Consider the following 16,803-nt stretch of genomic DNA (forward strand, 5'->3'; position numbering starts at 1 on the left):
GACCAGCTCAGTCGAGAAGAACAACAGGCGCCGCAAGCTTGCCGACCAGTACGGTCCCAAGCGCGCTGCCCTGAAGGCGATCATCATGGATCAGTCCAAGCCGATGGAAGAGCGCTTCCGCGCTCAGCTCAAGCTTGCCGCCATGCCGCGCAACTCGGCCAAGATCCGCATCCGCAACCGCTGCGAAGTCACCGGCCGCCCGCGTGCCTACTATCGCAAGCTCAAAGTATCGCGCATCGCGCTTCGTGATCTCGGCAATAACGGCCAGATCCCGGGCCTGGTCAAGTCGAGCTGGTAAGGAGGACATAACATGTCATTGAGCGATCCTCTCGGCGATATGCTGACCCGCATCCGCAACGCCTAYGGCCGCAAGAAGTCGAGYGTYTCGACGCCGGCYTCGCGYCTGCGYACCCGCGTCCTCGACGTGCTGAAGGCTGAAGGTTATATCCGCGACTACAGCCAGACCGACTTCGACAACGGCAAGTCCGAAATCGAAATCGAGCTGAAGTATTTCGACGGTGCACCGGTCGTGCGCGAAATCGCCCGCGTCTCGAAGCCGGGCCGCCGCGTTTACGTCTCGGCCAAGTCGATCCCGCACGTCGCAAACGGCCTCGGCATCGCCATCCTTTCGACGCCGAAGGGCGTGATGGCCGACCACGAAGCACGCGAACAGAACGTCGGCGGCGAGATCCTCTGCCAGATTTTCTGATCTGGCAGCTGACCGCAAAATGGAATCCGGTCTTCGGATCGTTCCGAAGACAGAGACCTGAAACAAGAGAAGTGACGAGGACAACAAAATGTCTCGTATTGGAAAGAAACCCGTTTCGCTGCCCCAGGGCGTGACCGCGACCGTCAACGGCCAGACCGTGACGGCGAAGGGCCCCAAGGGCGAGCTGAAGTTCGTGGTGAACGATGAAGTCCTGGTCAAGATGGAAGGCAGCGAGATCGCTGTCCAGCCGCGCGACCAGACCAAGACGGCGCGCTCCAAGTGGGGCATGTCGCGCACGCAGATCGTCAACATCCTGCAGGGCGTGAAGGACGGCTTCGAAAAGAAGCTCGAGATCACCGGCGTCGGCTATCGTGCGGCACTTCAGGGCAAGAACCTGCAGCTGGCACTTGGCTTTAGCCATGACGTCGTCTACGAGACGCCGGCCGGCATCACCATCACCGTGCCGAAGCCGACCGAGATCACCATTGCTGGCATCGACAAGCAGCAGGTTGGCCAGGTGGCTGCCGAGATCCGCGAATACCGCGGCCCCGAGCCCTACAAGGGCAAGGGCGTCCGTTACGCTGGCGAGAAGATCGTCCGCAAGGAAGGCAAGAAGAAGTAGTGGGCTTGGCCCCGAAAAGTTGCAGACTTTTCGGAAAGGGCCAAACCAAGGAAGTGCAACGCCGCGGGGAGCGGTCGCGGGAGGCGCTTTCGCCTACCGCATATGGCGGCCCCCGTCTTTTGAAGGCAAGGAACTATCATGGCTAGCAAAGAGTCCATCCAGCGCCGCGCGCAGCGCGTCCGCCGTCAGATCAAGAAGGTCGCCGGCGAGCGTCCGCGTCTCTCGGTTCACCGYACGTCGAAGAACATCTATGTGCAGGTCATCGACGACGCCAAGGGTCACACCATCGCCGCCGCTTCGACGCTCGAGAAGGACCTCAAGGGTTCGCTCAAGACCGGCGCCGACACCGCGGCCGCTGCTGCGATCGGCAAGCTGATCGCCGAACGCGCCACCAAGGCCGGCGTCAAGGAAGTCGTCTTCGATCGCGGCGCCTACATCTATCACGGCCGCGTCAAGGCGCTGGCCGAGGCTGCACGCGAAGGCGGCTTGAGCTTCTAAAAACTTTCGCCCCCGGTGACCCACAGAGGCGCCGGATCTCATCATCAACCGTGCTTCCGGAAAAAAACAAGGAACAGGATATGGCACAGGAACGTAGGGAAGGCGGCCGCGGCCGCGAKCGTGAAGAGCGCGAYGACGGCATGGTGGACAAGCTCGTCCACATCAACCGCGTCGCCAAGGTCGTCAAGGGCGGCCGTCGCTTYGGTTTTGCAGCACTCGTCGTCGTCGGCGACCAGAAGGGCCGCGTCGGCTTCGGTCAYGGCAAGGCACGCGAAGTGCCGGAAGCCATCCGCAAGGCAACCGAATCGGCAAAGCGCGACATGATCTTCGTGCCGCTGCGCTCGGGTCGTACGCTGCATCATGACGTCGAAGGACGTTGGGGTGCTGGACGCGTTCTGCTGCGCGCTGCCAAGCAGGGTACCGGCATCATCGCCGGCGGCCCGATGCGCGCTGTCTTCGAGACGCTCGGCATGCATGACGTGGTCGCCAAGTCGATGGGTTCGTCGAACCCCTACAACATGGTTCGCGCCACTTTCGACGCGCTGAAGAGCCAGATGCATCCCAAGGATGTGGCTGCTGCGCGCGGCATCAAGTATTCGACCCTTCAGGCCCGCCGCGGCACCGCCGTTGCGGCTGAAGAATAGTCGATCTGACCAGGGATTTTGACCATGGCCAAGAAAGCAACCAAGACCATCACCGTTGAGCAGATCGGTTCGCCGATCCGCCGCCCGAAGGAACAGCGCGCGACGCTGGTCGGCCTCGGCCTCAACAAGATGCACAAGCAGCGCACGCTGGAAGATACGCCTTCCGTGCGCGGCATGATCGCCGCCGTTCAGCATCTCGTCCGCGTCGTGGACGAGGGTTGAGCCAAAGCGCAGGAGAAACCCAGATGAAACTCAACGATCTGCGTGACAAGGACGGCGCGACGCACTCCAAGAAGCGTCTCGGCCGCGGCATCGGTTCCGGCTCSGGCAAGACCGCCGGTCGCGGCGTCAAGGGCCAGAAGGCGCGCTCCGGCGTCGCCATCAACGGCTTCGAGGGTGGCCAGATGCCGCTTTACCGGCGCCTGCCGAAGCGTGGCTTCAACAACATCTTCGCCAAGAGCTTCACCGTCGTGTCGCTGGCCCGTATCCAGGTCGCCATCGACGCCAAGAAGCTCGACGCCAAGGCAACCGTGACGGCTGAATCGCTCGTTGCCGCCGGCGTCATTCGCCGCGTCAAGGACGGGGTTCGCATCCTCTCGGACGGCGAGATCAAGGCAAAGCTCGCCTTCGACGTCGCCGGCGCCTCCAAGGCCGCGATCGAGAAGATCGAAAAGGCTGGCGGCTCGGTCAAGTTGCCGGAAAAGGCAGCTGCCGAGTAACGGCAATTTGAAGCGCGATCGGCAAGAATGGGATCCCGTTTTTGCTCACGATTGCGCTTTGATCTGCTCAATTAGGCGGCCGCGTCAACGCGGCCGCTTGCATGTTTACAGCCCGGAGCTTATCTCGTGAGCTTCGGTGAAACGCACCGCCTGACCTCACGGGCCATCAAGCGTTACCAAGCGGAGAATCAGGCATGGCTTCGGCTGCTGAACAATTAGCCTCGAATCTGAATTTCTCGGCCTTCGCCAAGGCGGAGGACCTGAAGAAACGCATCTGGTTCACCATTGGCGCGCTGCTCGTCTATCGCCTCGGCACCTACATCCCGCTTCCCGGCATCAACCCCGACGCCTTCGCCCAGGCCTTCTCCTCGCAGAGCAAGGGCGTGCTCGGCATGTTCAACATGTTCGCCGGCGGCGCCGTGCAGCGCATGGCGATCTTTGCGCTCGGCATCATGCCTTACATCTCCGCCTCCATCATCATGCAGCTGATGACCTCGGTCATCCCGTCGCTGGAAGCGCTGAAGAAGGAAGGCGAACAGGGCCGCAAGGTCATCAACCAGTACACGCGCTACGGCACCGTGCTTCTGGCACTGGTGCAGGCCTACGGCATTTCGGTGGGACTGGAGAACGGCAACGGCATCGTCAGCGATCCCGGCATGTTCTTCCGCATCTCCACCGTCGTCACGCTGGTYGGCGGCACCATGTTCCTGATGTGGCTTGGTGAGCAGATCACCGCGCGCGGCATCGGCAACGGCATTTCGCTGATCATCTTCTCCGGCATCGTCGCCGGCCTGCCGCATGCCATTTCCGGCACGCTGGAACTCGGCCGCACCGGCGCCCTGTCGACCGGCCTGATCTTGGCGATCATCGTTCTCGCCATCGTCGTCATCGCGCTCATCGTCTTCTTCGAGCGTGCCCAGCGCCGGCTGCTGATCCAGTATCCGAAGCGCCAGGTCGGCAACCGTATGTTCCAGGGCGATACCTCGCATCTGCCGCTGAAGCTCAACACGTCGGGCGTCATCCCGCCGATCTTYGCGTCGTCGCTGCTCCTGCTGCCGGCCACCATCGCCGGCTTCTCGCAGACCACCAACATGCCSGCMTGGGCRAGCACCATCCTGGCCTCGCTCGGCCACGGCCAGCCGCTCTATATGCTGTTCTAYGCGGSGATGATCGTGTTYTTCGCMTTCTTCTACACRGCSATYGTSTTCAAYCCGAAGGACACCGCCGACCAGCTCAAGAAGCATTCSGGCTTCATCCCGGGCTAYCGTCCGGGYGAGCGCACCGCCGATTACATCGATTACGTTCTCACCCGCATCACCGTCGTCGGCGCCATCTATCTGGTGCTGGTGTGCCTGCTGCCGGAGTTCCTGATCTCGGCGACTGGCGTACCATTCTACCTTGGTGGCACATCGCTTCTGATCGTGGTCAGTGTCACGCTCGATACGGTTGCGCAGATTCAGGGCCACCTGATCGCGCACCAGTATGAAGGCCTGATCAAGAAGTCGAAGCTGCGCGGGGGGAAGAAAGCCAGATGAGGTTGATTTTGCTTGGGCCGCCAGGGGCGGGCAAGGGGACACAAGCACAAAGACTGGTAGACAAATACGGCATACCCCAGCTTTCGACGGGCGACATGCTGCGTGCCGCCGTTCAGGCCGGGTCCGAAGTCGGCAAGCGTGCCAAGGCGGTGATGGATGCCGGTGAGCTGGTGTCCGATGCCATCGTCAACGCCATCGTCGCCGAGCGGATCGACCAGGCCGACTGCGCCGGGGGGTTCATTCTCGACGGTTACCCGCGTACGCTGGTGCAGGCCGATGCGGTTGAATCGATGCTCTCGGAGCGTGGCATCAGCCTCGACACGGTCATCGAACTGGTCGTTGACGACAGGGCCCTCGTCGGTCGCATCGTCAAGCGTGCCGAGGATGCCAAGGCGGCCGGCCAGCCGGTGCGCAAGGACGACAATCCCACGGTGTTCGAAGAGCGCCTGCGCGAGTACTACAAGAAAACCGCTCCGCTGACCGGCTATTATTACGCCAAGGGCAGGCTCAAGACGGTCGACGGCATGGCCAGTATCGACGCGGTGACCGCCGAGATCGAAGCCGTGCTCGCGGCGGCCGCAAAGGCGCGGTAAGGGAATTTAAAGATTAAGCTTGACGGCGACGGATCGCTGCGGTATGGCGGCCCGTCTTCCTATCAGGTGCGCACTTTGCTTGTCCGCAAGGGCAAGGCGGTCGCTTTGAACTGGAAACTCCCGCAAGGGCCGGTCTCCACCGGACGCGGGGCAACTTTGACAGCGCCGGGCGTACCTTGTTTTTGAAGGTCGACCGGCCCACATGGAGAAGAGAAGAACATGGCTCGTATAGCCGGCGTCAACATTCCGACCAACAAGCGCGTTGTCATTGCGCTTCAGTACATTCACGGCATTGGCAAGAAGTTCGCCCAGGAGATCGTCGACAAGGTCGGCATCCCGGCCGAGCGCCGTGTCAACCAGCTGACCGACGCGGAAGTGCTGCAGATCCGCGAGACCATCGACCGCGACTACCAGGTCGAAGGCGATCTGCGCCGCGAAGTCTCGATGAACATCAAGCGCCTCATGGACCTCGGCTGCTACCGCGGCCTGCGTCATCGTCGCTCGCTGCCGGTTCGCGGCCAGCGCACGCATACCAATGCGCGCACCCGCAAGGGTCCGGCCAAGTCGATCGCCGGCAAGAAGAAGTAAGTGAGCGAATGGCGAGTAGCCAATAGCCAATAGCGAGTAGGGATCCCTATTCGCTATTCCCTACTCGCTCATCGCTTTCCTAGGTGGAGCCGCTGGCATTACGGCGGTGTAGAGATCAACTGAAAGGACTATCATGGCCAAGGAAGCCGCTCGTGTTCGCCGTCGTGAACGCAAGAATATCTCGTCGGGCGTTGCCCACGTCAATTCGACCTTCAACAACACGATGATCACCATCACCGACGCGCAGGGCAATTCGATTGCCTGGTCGTCGGCCGGTGCCCAGGGCTTCAAGGGTTCGCGCAAGTCGACCCCGTTCGCCGCCCAGATGGCCGCCGAAGACGTTGCCAAGAAGGCCCAGGAACACGGCATGCGCATGCTCGAAGTCGAGGTCTGCGGACCTGGCTCGGGTCGTGAATCGGCATTGCGCGCCCTGCAGGCGGCCGGCTTCACCATCACCTCGATCCGTGATGTGACGCCGATCCCGCACAATGGCTGCCGCCCGCGCAAGAAGCGCCGCGTCTAAGAAATTACCGAACGCCGCGCGAACGCCGAAAGGCGTTCCTCCGCGGTATTCCAGGTCGCCCGCCACGATTGGATGGTGGCGGGTCAACGGAAGGAAAGCATCATGATCCAGAAAAATTGGCAGGAACTGATCAAGCCGAACAAGATCGAGTTCTCGTCGAAGAAGAAGACTCTGACCACGCTGGTCGCCGAGCCGCTCGAGCGCGGCTTTGGCCTCACGCTGGGCAACGCGCTGCGCCGCGTGCTTCTGTCTTCGCTGCGCGGTGCGGCTGTCACCGCCGTGCAGATCGACGGCGTCCTGCATGAATTCTCGTCCATCGCCGGTGTGCGCGAGGACGTGACCGACATCGTTTTGAACATCAAGGAAATCGCCATCCGCATGGAAGGCGACGGCCCCAAGCGCATGGTCGTTCGCAAGCAGGGCCCGGGTGCGGTTCTCGCCGGCGACATCCAGACGGTTGGCGAYGTCGAGATCCTCAAYCCCGACCACGTCATCTGCACGCTGGACGAAGGCGCTGAAATCCGYATGGAATTCACCGTCGACACCGGCAAGGGYTACGTGCCGGCCGASCGCAACCGYGCCGAGGACGCGCCGATCGGCCTGATCCCGGTCGACAGCCTSTACTCGCCGGTCAAGAAGGTCTCCTACAAGGTCGAAAACACCCGCGAGGGCCAGGTTCTCGACTATGACAAGCTGACCATGACGATCGAGACCGAYGGTTCGATCWCSGGCGAAGACGCGGTGGCTTTTGCYGCCCGCATCCTGCAGGACCAGCTCGGCCTGTTCGTCAACTTCGACGAGCCGCAGAAGGAAGTCGCTGCCGAAGCCGTCACCGAGCTCGCCTTCAACCCGGCGCTGCTCAAGAAGGTCGACGAACTCGAGCTTTCGGTGCGTTCGGCCAACTGCCTGAAGAACGACAACATCGTCTACATCGGCGATCTCATCCAGAAGACCGAAGCCGAGATGCTGCGCACCCCGAACTTCGGCCGCAAGTCGCTGAACGAGATCAAGGAAGTCCTGGCGGCGATGGGCCTGCACCTCGGCATGGAAGTGCCGGACTGGCCGCCGGAAAACATCGAAGACCTCGCCAAGCGTTACGAAGATCAATATTGAGCATGAATTCCAAGGATCGGCGGCGTGGGCCGCCCGATCCGACGGTCATGCGGAAAACCATCAGAGGCCTTGGCCTCTTGAACAACTGAAGAAGGAAAAGAGCCATGCGCCACGGTTTCAAAGGCCGCCGCTTCGCCCGAAGCATTAGCCATCGCAAGTCGATGTTCGCCAACCTCGCCGTGTCGCTGCTCGAGCACGAGCAGATCGTCACCACTCTGCCGAAGGCCAAGGACCTGCGTCCGATCGTCGAGAAGCTGGTGACGCTCGGCAAGCGTGGCGACCTGCACGCCCGCCGCCAGGTCATTGCCCAGATCGGCAATGAAGGCGTCGTCAAGCGTTTGTTCGACACCATTGCCCCGCGCTACGCCAACCGCAATGGCGGCTATCTGCGCATCATGAAGGCGGGCTTCCGTCACGGCGACAATGCCGCGATGGCCGTTATCGAGTTCGTCGATCGCGACACCTCGGCCAAGGGCGCCGGCGACCGCGCGCGCATCGAAGCCGAAGGCACCGAAGCGGACGCCGCAGCCGCATAAGGCTTGGTTTTCCAGAATGAATTGAAGGGGCCTGCGGGCCCCTTTTTCATGTTCTGCGCGTGCGAGCACATGCAGAAAACGATCGGCCGGCGCGAAAATAATCGGATTTCAGCGRCTTAGCCTTTYATTTTGCACAATCGTCGGGACAATGCGCCCGAACTTGCCTTGGAGGATTCGCGAATGCGCGCCAAAAGACTGTCCTTTGTCCTGCTCTGCGCCTTCATGGTGTTCGCAGCCGCACCGGCAGTCCGGCAGGCGCTGGCCGAAGACGCCGCAAAGCCTGCCGATCCGGGCCTGTCGGATGTGCTGACCGACCTGTTGCATGGTGTCGAAGGCGAAAACTCCACCTCGGGTCCCGACAAGCGCGTGCCGTTCGGCCGCGAGGAGGTGCAGCTCTCGTTCGCTCCGCTGGTCAAGCAGACGGCGCCCGCCGTGGTCAATGTCTATGCCTCGCAGACGGCCAAGGTCACATCGCCTTTTGAAGGCGATCCGTTCTTCGAGGAGTTTTTCGGCCGCGCCCAGCCGCGCGCGCAGTCCTCACTGGGCTCAGGCGTGCTGGTCGATCCGAGTGGTGTCATCGTCACCAATTTCCACGTCATCAAGGATGCCGACGAGGTCAAGGTGGCGACCGCCGACGGCCGGGAATTCACCAGCAAGGTGATGCTCAAGGACGAGACGCTCGACCTTGCCGTGCTCAAGATCGAATCCGACAAACCGTTCCCGGTCATCGCCATCGGCGATTCCGACGCGCTCGAGGTCGGCGATCTAGTGCTGGCCATTGGCAACCCCTTCGGTGTCGGCCAGACCACCACCAGCGGCATCGTTTCGGCACTTGCCCGCAGCCATATCGGCGTCTCGGATTCGGGCTATTTCATCCAGACCGACGCCGCCATCAATCCCGGTAATTCCGGCGGCGCGCTGATCAACATGGGTGGCCAACTGGTCGGCATCAACACCGCGATCTACAGCCGCAGCGGCGGCTCGATCGGCATCGGCTTTGCCATCCCCGCCAACATGGTGCGGGCTTTCGCCGATGCCGCCAAGGCAGGTCTGGATTTCTTCGAACGGCCTTACATCGGCGCCGAGTTCGAAGCGGTGACGCCGCAGATCGCCGAATCGCTCGGCATGGAAAAGCCGACCGGGGCGCTGGTCTCTTCCGTCGAAGCGACCGGACCGGCGGGCAAGGCTGGGCTGAAGGCGGGCGATGTCGTGCTGCAGATCAACGGCAAGCCCGTCGAGAGCATCGAGGCGCTGGACTATCGCATGGCGACGCTGTCGATCGGCAGCAAGGCGAATTTCGCGATCCTGACCAAGGGCCAGCAAGCGGCCATGGACATTGCGCTGGAGCGCGCGCCTGAGGGTGCAAAAGCCTCGGAAGTGACGCTGCATGGCCGCAGTCCGTTCTCGGGCGCCAAGGTTGCGGAACTGTCGCCGCGGCTTGCCCAGAAGCTTGGCCTGCGCACCGACCTCAAGGGCGTCACGGTGATCGACATCAACCGCGACTCGCCGGCCGCCGATTTCGGCTTCCAGCCGGGCGATATCGTGCGCGAGGTCAACGGCACAACCATCGACACCGCCGCGACGCTGGCGCAGGTAGCCCAGCAGGATACGCGCTGGTGGCGCTTTACCGTCGAGCGCGGCGGGCAGATACTGCGCCAGGTGTTGCGTTACTGAGTTCGATCTGAAGGGATCGCGCTCCAAACCAAAAGAASTGCATGGCCGATCTGTTCAGCGTTGACGAACCGGAAAAGGTGCCGCCCGGGCGGCCGCTGGCCGACAGGCTGCGGCCGAAAAATCTTGGCGAGGTCGTTGGCCAGGAGCATCTGACCGGCCCCGATGGCGCGTTGACCCGGCTGATCGGGTCCGGTTCGCTCGGCTCGATGATCTTCTGGGGCCCGCCTGGCACCGGCAAGACCACGGTGGCAAGGTTGCTCGCCGGCGAGACCAGTCTTGCCTTCGAGCAGATATCGGCTGTGTTCTCCGGTGTCGCAGACCTGAAGAAAGTCTTCGAGACGGCCAAGCTTCGCCGCGCCAACGGCCGCCAGACCCTGCTTTTCGTCGACGAGATCCATCGTTTCAACCGCGCCCAGCAGGATTCCTTCCTCCCCGTCATGGAGGATGGCACGGTCGTTCTGGTCGGCGCCACAACCGAGAACCCGTCCTTCGAACTGAATGCCGCGTTGCTGTCGCGCGCGCGCGTCATGGTCTTCCATTCGCTCGGTGAGGAGAGCATCGCCAAGCTGATGGTGCGGGCGGAGGAGACGGAGGGCAGGGCGCTGCCGCTCGATGACGAGGCGCGGACGATGCTGATCCGCATGAGCGACGGCGATGGCCGCGCATCGCTGACGCTGGCCGAGGAAGTTTGGCGTGCCGCCAAGCCCGGCGAGATATTCGATCCCGAAGGGCTGCAGCGCATCGTCCAGCGCCGCGCCCCGATCTACGACAAGGGCCAGGACGGCCACTACAATCTGATCTCGGCGCTGCACAAATCGGTGCGCGGCTCAGATCCCGATGCAGCGCTCTACTATCTCGCGCGCATGTTCGACGCCGGCGAGGATCCGCTCTATCTCGGCCGCCGGCTGGTGCGCATGGCGATGGAGGATATCGGCCTTGCCGATCCGCAGGCGCTGGTTGTCGCCAATGCCGCCAAGGATGCGTACGACTATCTGGGCTCGCCGGAGGGCGAACTCGCCTTTGCCGAGGCCACCGTCTATCTCGCCACCGCACCCAAATCCAATGCCGTCTACACCGCCTTCAAGGCCGCCACGCGCGCTGCCAAGGAGCATGGCTCGCTGCTGCCGCCCAAGCACATCCTCAACGCGCCGACCAAGCTGATGAAGGAAGAGGATTACGGCGCGGGATATCGTTACGACCATGATGAGCCGGACGCCTTTTCGGGCCAGGACTATTTTCCCGAGAAAATGGGCCGCCAGACCTTCTATGATCCGCCTGAGCGTGGTTTCGAGCGCGATATCMGRAAGCGGCTSGACTATTGGGCAAAGCTGCGCAAAGAGCGGGAGTAGCTGGTTTGCGCGGCCCGGTGGTCGTCACGCTTCGAAGCGAGGCCTCGCCATGGGGCATCCCTGCCTCGGTTGTTCTTCACACGCTGCTCGCAGCAACGCTGGCCTTGATGCCGTTGCCGAAGCCGCCGAAGCGGTTGGAAGAGGAACGGGTGTCGGTCGACATTCTGACGCCGCAGCAGTTCGAGGCGTCGACCAAGCCACCGCCAGTGCAAGCGCCGCCGCCGGCACCAGCGGCACGAGCGCCGGCGCCAACACCACCGCCGAATGACCCTCTAACTCAATCGCCCTCAGCACCAGCCATGATTCGGCCGACCGAAATGCTGTCGGCCAAGACGCTCGCCGATCCGCGCAGCCGGCAGGCGCGCGCCGATCTCGCGACCTTCGCTTCCGACGAGCGCATGGCGCAATTGTGCAATCTCGAGGCCATGGACCAGATCCGAAGTTGGCGCGCGGACTTTCATCCGGAACGCGTCGTGCCTTACGCAACGGCCGAGGAGAAGGTCCGCGGCACCACGATCGCCGCCGACGGCGCGGCTTTCCGCAGCCGCAGAAACTGGTATAATCTGAAGTTCAAATGCCAGCTCGCACAAGACGGCGAAAGCGTCATCGGCTTTGAGTTCCTGGTCGGCGATCCCGTGGCCAGGGAGAAATGGGACGAGCTCGGCTTGCCAGCGGTGCATTGACCCCAGCAGTGCATGAATCAAGTCTGGCAAAATCCACCAGGCAGTTGCCAGGCCACAAAGTCGTGGCGTTGTGCGGCGACCCAAAAAACCTTATCAAGGCGCACGGCCGGGCGGTGGTCGTTGCCGAGATTTGGCACACTCATTCGCAACAGGATCGCGCTCCGCGCGTGGAAAAATGACAAAAACCCTTCGCAAATCGCTTCGTAAATTCGCCATCGCCATCCCGCTTCTCGCCCTTGGCTTCTATTTCATCCCCATTCTGACGACGATCTTCATCGTCTGCGGCCTGATCGACGTGCTGCGCAACGACAGGAAGGATCTGTCGCTGTTCTCAGGCTACTTCCTTGGCAACGGCCTGTTCACCTGGCTGCTGTCGCCGTTCAATCTGGTGGTCGATCTGCTCTGCTACAGGAACCCCGGCGTGTGGAAGCTGGAGCAGTTTCCSGAGGATTATCAGCGCGAGGTCAAYGAGGTCCTSGACATCTTCAAGGCGCGCAAGGACGAGATCATCGCCGAYATCGACGCCAATTTCGGCGCCGGCCGGCGCGGCATGTATGTCTACCAGTGGTATGGCAAGCACAGGATCGACAACGTCGCCGAGTTCAACAAGGATTTCAAATACATCAAGACCATCGCCGTGTCGGTCTTCAGCAAGCGCGAATCGACTTCCTGGCATTTCGGTCCGCTGCGGCTCAGCCTGCGCATCCTCTACAATCTGGTTCCGGTGAAGTCGGAAATCTTCGTCGAATGCGGCAGCGTCAAGAACTACTGGTACGACAATCCGCTGTTCATTTTCGACGACACGCTGCTGCATCGCTCGGTCAACGAGTATGATGGCCGTCGCTACTGCGTGTTCATGGACATCATCAGGCCGTCCCCGGTTCCCAGGCTTATCGCCGGCATGCTCGCGGTTGTCTCGGTCAGCGTCGAGCGCATTAATTCGATGTTCTACAAGAACTGGAAGATGATCGGCTCGACCAAGCCGAAAAAGGTCGAAACCACCTGAGCTGAAAAATCTAAGGCGCTGCCGGCCCCGCTGGCAGCGTTCTGGTGCGCTTAGCCTGAGCGGCCGGCCACTGTCCTCAATTGCTGTTGGACCATTGTCTTATAGCGCCAGCAGGCGCTGGTCCTCTACATCTGATGCAGCGGATATATCTGAGCGGATATAACGCTGCTTGAGTTGGAAGCGCCTTGGGAGGATGAGGTGAGCGTACAGCCGGCCCATCATGCCGATATCGTCCAGGCCGCCATTGCCACCAGCGATGCCGCCCGATCGGCGTTGGTTGCTTCCTGGAGACGCTCGCTCACGGTGCATGGACTGGATCCTGGCCAACGACAGGCGCCTCGACGGCTGACCGAGAGCGAGTTCAGGTTGGCGCGGCAGCGGGTCGAGCAGCTGCTGCGGGCTGCGGATGCGAGCCTTGATCGTCTCTATCTCGCTGTCGGCGGCATTGGCTGTTGCGTCCTGCTCGCCGATCGCGACGGTATCCCGGTCGAACGCCGCGGGGCTTCCGCCGATGACGATACCTTCGACGAATGGGGCCTGTGGACCGGGACAGTATGGAGTGAGGACTCCGAGGGCACCAACGGCATCGGCACATGCCTGGCCGACCAGCGTGCGCTGACCATTCATCGTGACCAGCACTTCTTTTCGAGCAACACGCTGCTCAGTTGCACGACGGCGCCGATTTACGACCACGAGGGCAATCTGGCTGCCGCGCTCGATGTCTCGTCGTGCCGGTCGGATCTGACCGAAGGCTTTGTCGGCCTGATCGCCATGGCGGTCGGYGATGCCGCCCGCCGCATCGAGGCCGAGAATTTTCGCCTGTCTTTTCCCAATGCCCGCATTCTGCTTGCCTCGGCGGCCGAGCGCGGCGCCGGGGCGCTGATTGCGGTCGACGGCGATGATCTGGTGGTCGGTGCGACACGCTCGGCGCGACAGGGCCTTGGCATCACCCAACAGGCGCTGGCCAGGGGGCTGCCCGCCGCCGACATCCTCGGCGATTTCACCAAGGCCGCGGAGGAACTCGAAGAGGCGGAGCGCGGAGTAATCCAGCGGGCGATCGCGCGCGCCGATGGCAACGTCTCCGCCGCCGCGCACAATCTCGGCATTTCCCGAGCCACCCTGCATCGCAAGCTCGCCCGCTTCGGCATCCGCCGGCCACATTGAGGTTTCGGCGCCGAACCTGTCGCAATCCTGCGACAGTCGGCCTGGTGTGGATGACTTGCCCGGGCTGACAAAGCCCGATGGCATCCCCAATCTCCCTGGCAGCGCGGTACATCCCGTACCGCTGTTTCCTGGGAGGAAGATAATGAACAAGGTGGAATTTTCTCGCACGGCCAAGGTTCCCTTCGCCAAGCGCTACGACAATTACATCGGCGGCAAATGGGTGGCGCCGCACTCAGGAAGGTATTTCGACAACATTTCGCCGGTCAACGGGAAGCCGCTCGGCGAAATCGCCCGTTCGGATGCAAACGACATCGAGGCGGCCCTCGACGCCGCGCACAAGGCCAAGGACGCCTGGGGCAGGACCAGCCCGGCTGCGCGCGCGTTGATCCTCAACCGCATCGCCGATCGCATGGAGGACAATCTCGATCTCCTGGCGCTCGCCGAGACCTGGGACAATGGCAAGCCGATCCGCGAGACGACCGCCGCCGACCTGCCGCTCGCCGTTGATCACTTCCGCTATTTCGCCGGTGCTTTGCGCGCCCAGGAAGGCAGCCTGTCRCAAATCGACGATGACACCGTCGCCTATCATTTCCATGAGCCGCTTGGCGTCGTCGGCCAGATCATTCCCTGGAATTTTCCGCTGCTGATGGCGGTTTGGAAACTGGCGCCGGCCCTTGCCGCCGGCAATTGCGTCGTGTTGAAGCCGGCCGAACAGACACCGGCCACCATCATGCTGTGGGTCGACCTGATCGGCGACCTGTTGCCGGATGGCGTGCTCAACATCGTCAATGGTTTTGGCCTCGAAGCCGGCAAGCCACTCGCGTCGTCCAACCGCATCGCCAAGATCGCCTTCACCGGCGAGACCACGACCGGTCGGCTGATCTCGCAATACGCCAGCCAGAACCTCATCCCGGTGACGCTCGAACTCGGCGGCAAGTCGCCCAACATCTTCTTCCAGGACGTGACCTCGGAAGATGACGACTTCTTCGACAAGGCGATCGAAGGCTTCGTCATGTTCGCGCTCAACCAGGGCGAAGTCTGCACCTGCCCCAGCCGGGCGCTGGTGCATGAGAATATCTACGACAAGTTCATGGAAAAGGCGCTGAAGCGCGTCGAGGCGATCGTCCAGGGCGATCCGCTCGACCCGGCAACCATGATCGGCGCGCAGGCATCGAGCGAGCAGCTGGAGAAGATCCTGAGCTACTTCGACATCGGCAGGCAGGAAGGCGCCGAGGTGCTGATCGGCGGCGAGCAGAACCATCTGCCGGGCGATCTGGCCGGCGGCTATTACGTCWAGCCGACCGTGTTCAAGGGCCACAACAAGATGCGCGTCTTCCAGGAGGAGATTTTCGGGCCGGTGGTCTCGGTGACGACCTTCAAGGATGACGACGAGGCTCTGTCGATCGCCAACGACACGCTCTATGGCCTCGGCGCCGGCATCTGGAGCCGCGACGCCAACCGCTGCTACCGCTTCGGCCGCGCCATCCAGGCCGGCCGAGTGTGGACCAACTGCTACCACGCCTATCCGGCGCACGCGGCGTTCGGCGGCTACAAGCAGTCCGGCATCGGCCGCGAGAACCACAAGATGATGCTCGACCACTATCAGCAGACCAAGAACATGCTGGTCAGCTACAGCCCGAAGAAACTGGGTTTCTTCTGAGAGCCCTCCCAGGGCTGCGTATGTCCTTGGAAGGGGGCGCGGCCATTCCGCCGCGCCCCGATCAGTTGATGATGGAGGAGTGCCGTGCTCGACAAGGTTTCGCTTGGGAAAGTCTCGGCCACGCCGGAGGCCAGAACATTCCTGGCTGAAATCATCGCCGACCATGGGCCGGTGCTGTTCCAYCAGTCSGGCGGCTGCTGCGACGGCTCCTCGCCGATGTGCTACCCCCAGAGCGATTTCATCGTCGGCGACAATGATGTCATGCTGGGCGAGATCGGCGAAACACCGGTCTACATCAGCGCTTCGCAATATGAGGTCTGGAAACACACCGATCTCATCATCGACGTCGTGCCGGGCAGGGGCGGCATGTTCTCGCTCGACAATGGGCGCGAGAGGCGGTTTCTGACGCGTTCAACTGTGTGTGCGATCGCATCGCCCTCGGCGGGAGGGGATTGACGTCACCGCCCTTGCACGGGCAGTAGACGACGATGTTCAATCTGCTTCTCGTGGTCGTCGGCGGCGGTATCGGCGCCGGCATCCGCCATCTCACCAACATCGGCGCGTTGCGCCTCGTCGGCTCCAACTACCCCTGGGGCACGATGGCGATCAACATTGTCGGCTCCTTTGCCATGGGCTTGTTCATCGCTACCCTGGCCCGCCGCGGCGGGTCGAACGAAGTCAGGCTGTTTGTCGCCACCGGCATCTTTGGCGGCTTCACCACCTTTTCCGCTTTTTCGCTCGATTTCGCGACACTGTGGGAACGCGGCGCCACGCTGCCGGCTTTTGGATATGCGCTGGCGAGCGTCATTGGCGCCATCATCGCCCTGTTTCTGGGACTTTGGCTCGCAAGAAGCCTGCCTTAGTGCTATTGCCGCGCCAAGCGCAGGCCGAGCCCTGCTTTGGAAACGGATAAGCGAAGAAAAAATGGCAGGCGTTGAACAGATCACGGTGGAGGCCGGCGAGGCGGGCATGCGGCTCGATCGTTGGTTCAAGACCCATTTCCCGGGCCTTGGTTTTGGCCATCTGCAGAAGCTGCTGCGCTCTGGCCAGATCCGCGTCGATGGCGGCCGGGTCAAGGCCGACAGCCGTGTCGAGCCTGGCCAGGTGGTGCGTGTTCCGCCGCTCGAGGTCGACAAGAAGGGCGAGAGCGCGCTGACCGGTCACTCGATCCGCAACCAGGGCGATGC

Annotated in this window: 21 protein-coding genes and 1 pseudogene; all 22 read left to right on the plus strand. The window is 62.4% G+C overall.

What is annotated here, in order from left to right; translation table 11 throughout:
* Window positions 1-298, plus strand: a 298-nt coding sequence (gene rpsN / locus AC1DX0_RS16985) for a 30S ribosomal protein S14 (protein ID WP_477356165.1), incomplete at its 5' end; no start/stop codon positions are given.
* Window positions 299-310: 12 nt separating this feature from the next.
* Window positions 311-709, plus strand: a complete 399-nt coding sequence (rpsH, locus tag AC1DX0_RS16990) for a 30S ribosomal protein S8 (protein ID WP_006205453.1) — start codon at window positions 311-313, stop codon at window positions 707-709.
* Window positions 710-797: 88 nt separating this feature from the next.
* The gene (rplF, locus tag AC1DX0_RS16995) at window positions 798-1,331 is read left to right on the plus strand and encodes a 50S ribosomal protein L6 (RefSeq protein WP_258583915.1); all 534 of its coding nucleotides are present in this window, start codon (window positions 798-800) and stop codon (window positions 1,329-1,331) included.
* 138 nt (window positions 1,332-1,469) lie between these two features.
* Window positions 1,470-1,829, plus strand: a complete 360-nt coding sequence (gene rplR / locus AC1DX0_RS17000; RefSeq protein ID WP_172229138.1) for a 50S ribosomal protein L18 — start codon at window positions 1,470-1,472, stop codon at window positions 1,827-1,829.
* A gap of 80 nt (window positions 1,830-1,909) precedes the next feature.
* A complete protein-coding gene (gene rpsE / locus AC1DX0_RS17005) occupies window positions 1,910-2,473 on the plus strand; it encodes a 30S ribosomal protein S5 (RefSeq protein ID WP_477356167.1) in 564 nt (187 codons plus the stop codon).
* Window positions 2,474-2,497: 24 nt separating this feature from the next.
* Complete coding sequence (rpmD, locus tag AC1DX0_RS17010) at window positions 2,498-2,695, plus strand: 50S ribosomal protein L30 (protein ID WP_006205449.1); 198 nt, start codon at window positions 2,498-2,500, stop codon at window positions 2,693-2,695.
* 23 nt (window positions 2,696-2,718) lie between these two features.
* On the plus strand, window positions 2,719-3,192 hold the full coding sequence (rplO, locus tag AC1DX0_RS17015; RefSeq protein ID WP_027044981.1) for a 50S ribosomal protein L15: 474 nt from the start codon (window positions 2,719-2,721) through the stop codon (window positions 3,190-3,192).
* Between the two features lie 194 nt (window positions 3,193-3,386).
* Complete coding sequence (secY, locus tag AC1DX0_RS17020) at window positions 3,387-4,727, plus strand: preprotein translocase subunit SecY (RefSeq protein WP_477356169.1); 1,341 nt, start codon at window positions 3,387-3,389, stop codon at window positions 4,725-4,727.
* On the plus strand, window positions 4,724-5,320 hold the full coding sequence (locus tag AC1DX0_RS17025) for an adenylate kinase (RefSeq protein ID WP_477220688.1): 597 nt from the start codon (window positions 4,724-4,726) through the stop codon (window positions 5,318-5,320). Before secY ends, AC1DX0_RS17025 begins: the two co-directional genes overlap by 4 nt.
* Window positions 5,321-5,539: 219 nt before the next feature.
* Entirely contained in the window at window positions 5,540-5,908 is a 369-nt protein-coding gene (gene rpsM, locus AC1DX0_RS17030; protein WP_006205445.1) for a 30S ribosomal protein S13, read from the plus strand.
* A 133-nt stretch (window positions 5,909-6,041) separates the two neighbouring features.
* Window positions 6,042-6,431, plus strand: coding sequence for a 30S ribosomal protein S11 (rpsK, locus tag AC1DX0_RS17035; RefSeq protein WP_006205444.1), 390 nt, complete (start codon window positions 6,042-6,044; stop codon window positions 6,429-6,431).
* A 102-nt stretch (window positions 6,432-6,533) separates the two neighbouring features.
* Window positions 6,534-7,544 (plus strand): DNA-directed RNA polymerase subunit alpha, encoded by a 1,011-nt coding sequence (locus AC1DX0_RS17040; protein WP_477356171.1) that lies wholly within the window; start codon window positions 6,534-6,536, stop codon window positions 7,542-7,544.
* Between the two features lie 104 nt (window positions 7,545-7,648).
* Window positions 7,649-8,080 carry a 50S ribosomal protein L17 gene (gene rplQ, locus AC1DX0_RS17045; RefSeq protein ID WP_258583909.1) on the plus strand — a complete coding sequence of 144 codons (432 nt, stop codon included), beginning with the start codon at window positions 7,649-7,651 and terminating at the stop codon, window positions 8,078-8,080.
* 180 nt (window positions 8,081-8,260) lie between these two features.
* Complete coding sequence (locus AC1DX0_RS17050; RefSeq protein WP_477220687.1) at window positions 8,261-9,754, plus strand: DegQ family serine endoprotease; 1,494 nt, start codon at window positions 8,261-8,263, stop codon at window positions 9,752-9,754.
* 41 nt (window positions 9,755-9,795) lie between these two features.
* Entirely contained in the window at window positions 9,796-11,103 is a 1,308-nt protein-coding gene (locus AC1DX0_RS17055; protein WP_477220686.1) for a replication-associated recombination protein A, read from the plus strand.
* A 5-nt stretch (window positions 11,104-11,108) separates the two neighbouring features.
* Complete coding sequence (locus AC1DX0_RS17060; RefSeq protein ID WP_477356173.1) at window positions 11,109-11,786, plus strand: DUF930 domain-containing protein; 678 nt, start codon at window positions 11,109-11,111, stop codon at window positions 11,784-11,786.
* A 175-nt stretch (window positions 11,787-11,961) separates the two neighbouring features.
* The gene (locus AC1DX0_RS17065) at window positions 11,962-12,792 is read left to right on the plus strand and encodes an aspartyl/asparaginyl beta-hydroxylase domain-containing protein (protein WP_477220684.1); all 831 of its coding nucleotides are present in this window, start codon (window positions 11,962-11,964) and stop codon (window positions 12,790-12,792) included.
* Between the two features lie 198 nt (window positions 12,793-12,990).
* Window positions 12,991-13,956, plus strand: coding sequence for a helix-turn-helix domain-containing protein (locus tag AC1DX0_RS17070; RefSeq protein WP_477220683.1), 966 nt, complete (start codon window positions 12,991-12,993; stop codon window positions 13,954-13,956).
* Window positions 13,957-14,098: 142 nt separating this feature from the next.
* Complete coding sequence (gene adh / locus AC1DX0_RS17075) at window positions 14,099-15,616, plus strand: aldehyde dehydrogenase (protein WP_477356175.1); 1,518 nt, start codon at window positions 14,099-14,101, stop codon at window positions 15,614-15,616.
* A gap of 84 nt (window positions 15,617-15,700) precedes the next feature.
* Entirely contained in the window at window positions 15,701-16,072 is a 372-nt protein-coding gene (locus AC1DX0_RS17080) for a DUF779 domain-containing protein (RefSeq protein ID WP_477220681.1), read from the plus strand.
* A gap of 32 nt (window positions 16,073-16,104) precedes the next feature.
* Window positions 16,105-16,479, plus strand: coding sequence for a fluoride efflux transporter CrcB (crcB, locus tag AC1DX0_RS17085; RefSeq protein ID WP_477220680.1), 375 nt, complete (start codon window positions 16,105-16,107; stop codon window positions 16,477-16,479).
* A gap of 61 nt (window positions 16,480-16,540) precedes the next feature.
* A pseudogene (locus tag AC1DX0_RS17090) lies at window positions 16,541-16,803 on the plus strand (RluA family pseudouridine synthase); the annotation flags it as partial.

It is taken from the genome of Mesorhizobium sp. P3_A9 (assembly GCF_056402975.1).

What these genes read in the sequence shown, in the direction of transcription:
- rplF (WP_258583915.1), top strand. Translation starts at nt 798, where the DNA reads ATGTCTCGTATTGGAAAGAAACCCGTTTCGCTGCCCCAGGGCGTGACC.
- rpmD (WP_006205449.1), top strand. Translation starts at nt 2,498, where the DNA reads ATGGCCAAGAAAGCAACCAAGACCATCACCGTTGAGCAGATCGGTTCG.
- AC1DX0_RS17025 (WP_477220688.1), top strand. Translation starts at nt 4,724, where the DNA reads ATGAGGTTGATTTTGCTTGGGCCGCCAGGGGCGGGCAAGGGGACACAA.
- rpsM (WP_006205445.1), top strand. Translation starts at nt 5,540, where the DNA reads ATGGCTCGTATAGCCGGCGTCAACATTCCGACCAACAAGCGCGTTGTC.
- rpsK (WP_006205444.1), top strand. Translation starts at nt 6,042, where the DNA reads ATGGCCAAGGAAGCCGCTCGTGTTCGCCGTCGTGAACGCAAGAATATC.
- rplQ (WP_258583909.1), top strand. Translation starts at nt 7,649, where the DNA reads ATGCGCCACGGTTTCAAAGGCCGCCGCTTCGCCCGAAGCATTAGCCAT.
- AC1DX0_RS17050 (WP_477220687.1), top strand. Translation starts at nt 8,261, where the DNA reads ATGCGCGCCAAAAGACTGTCCTTTGTCCTGCTCTGCGCCTTCATGGTG.
- crcB (WP_477220680.1), top strand. Translation starts at nt 16,105, where the DNA reads ATGTTCAATCTGCTTCTCGTGGTCGTCGGCGGCGGTATCGGCGCCGGC.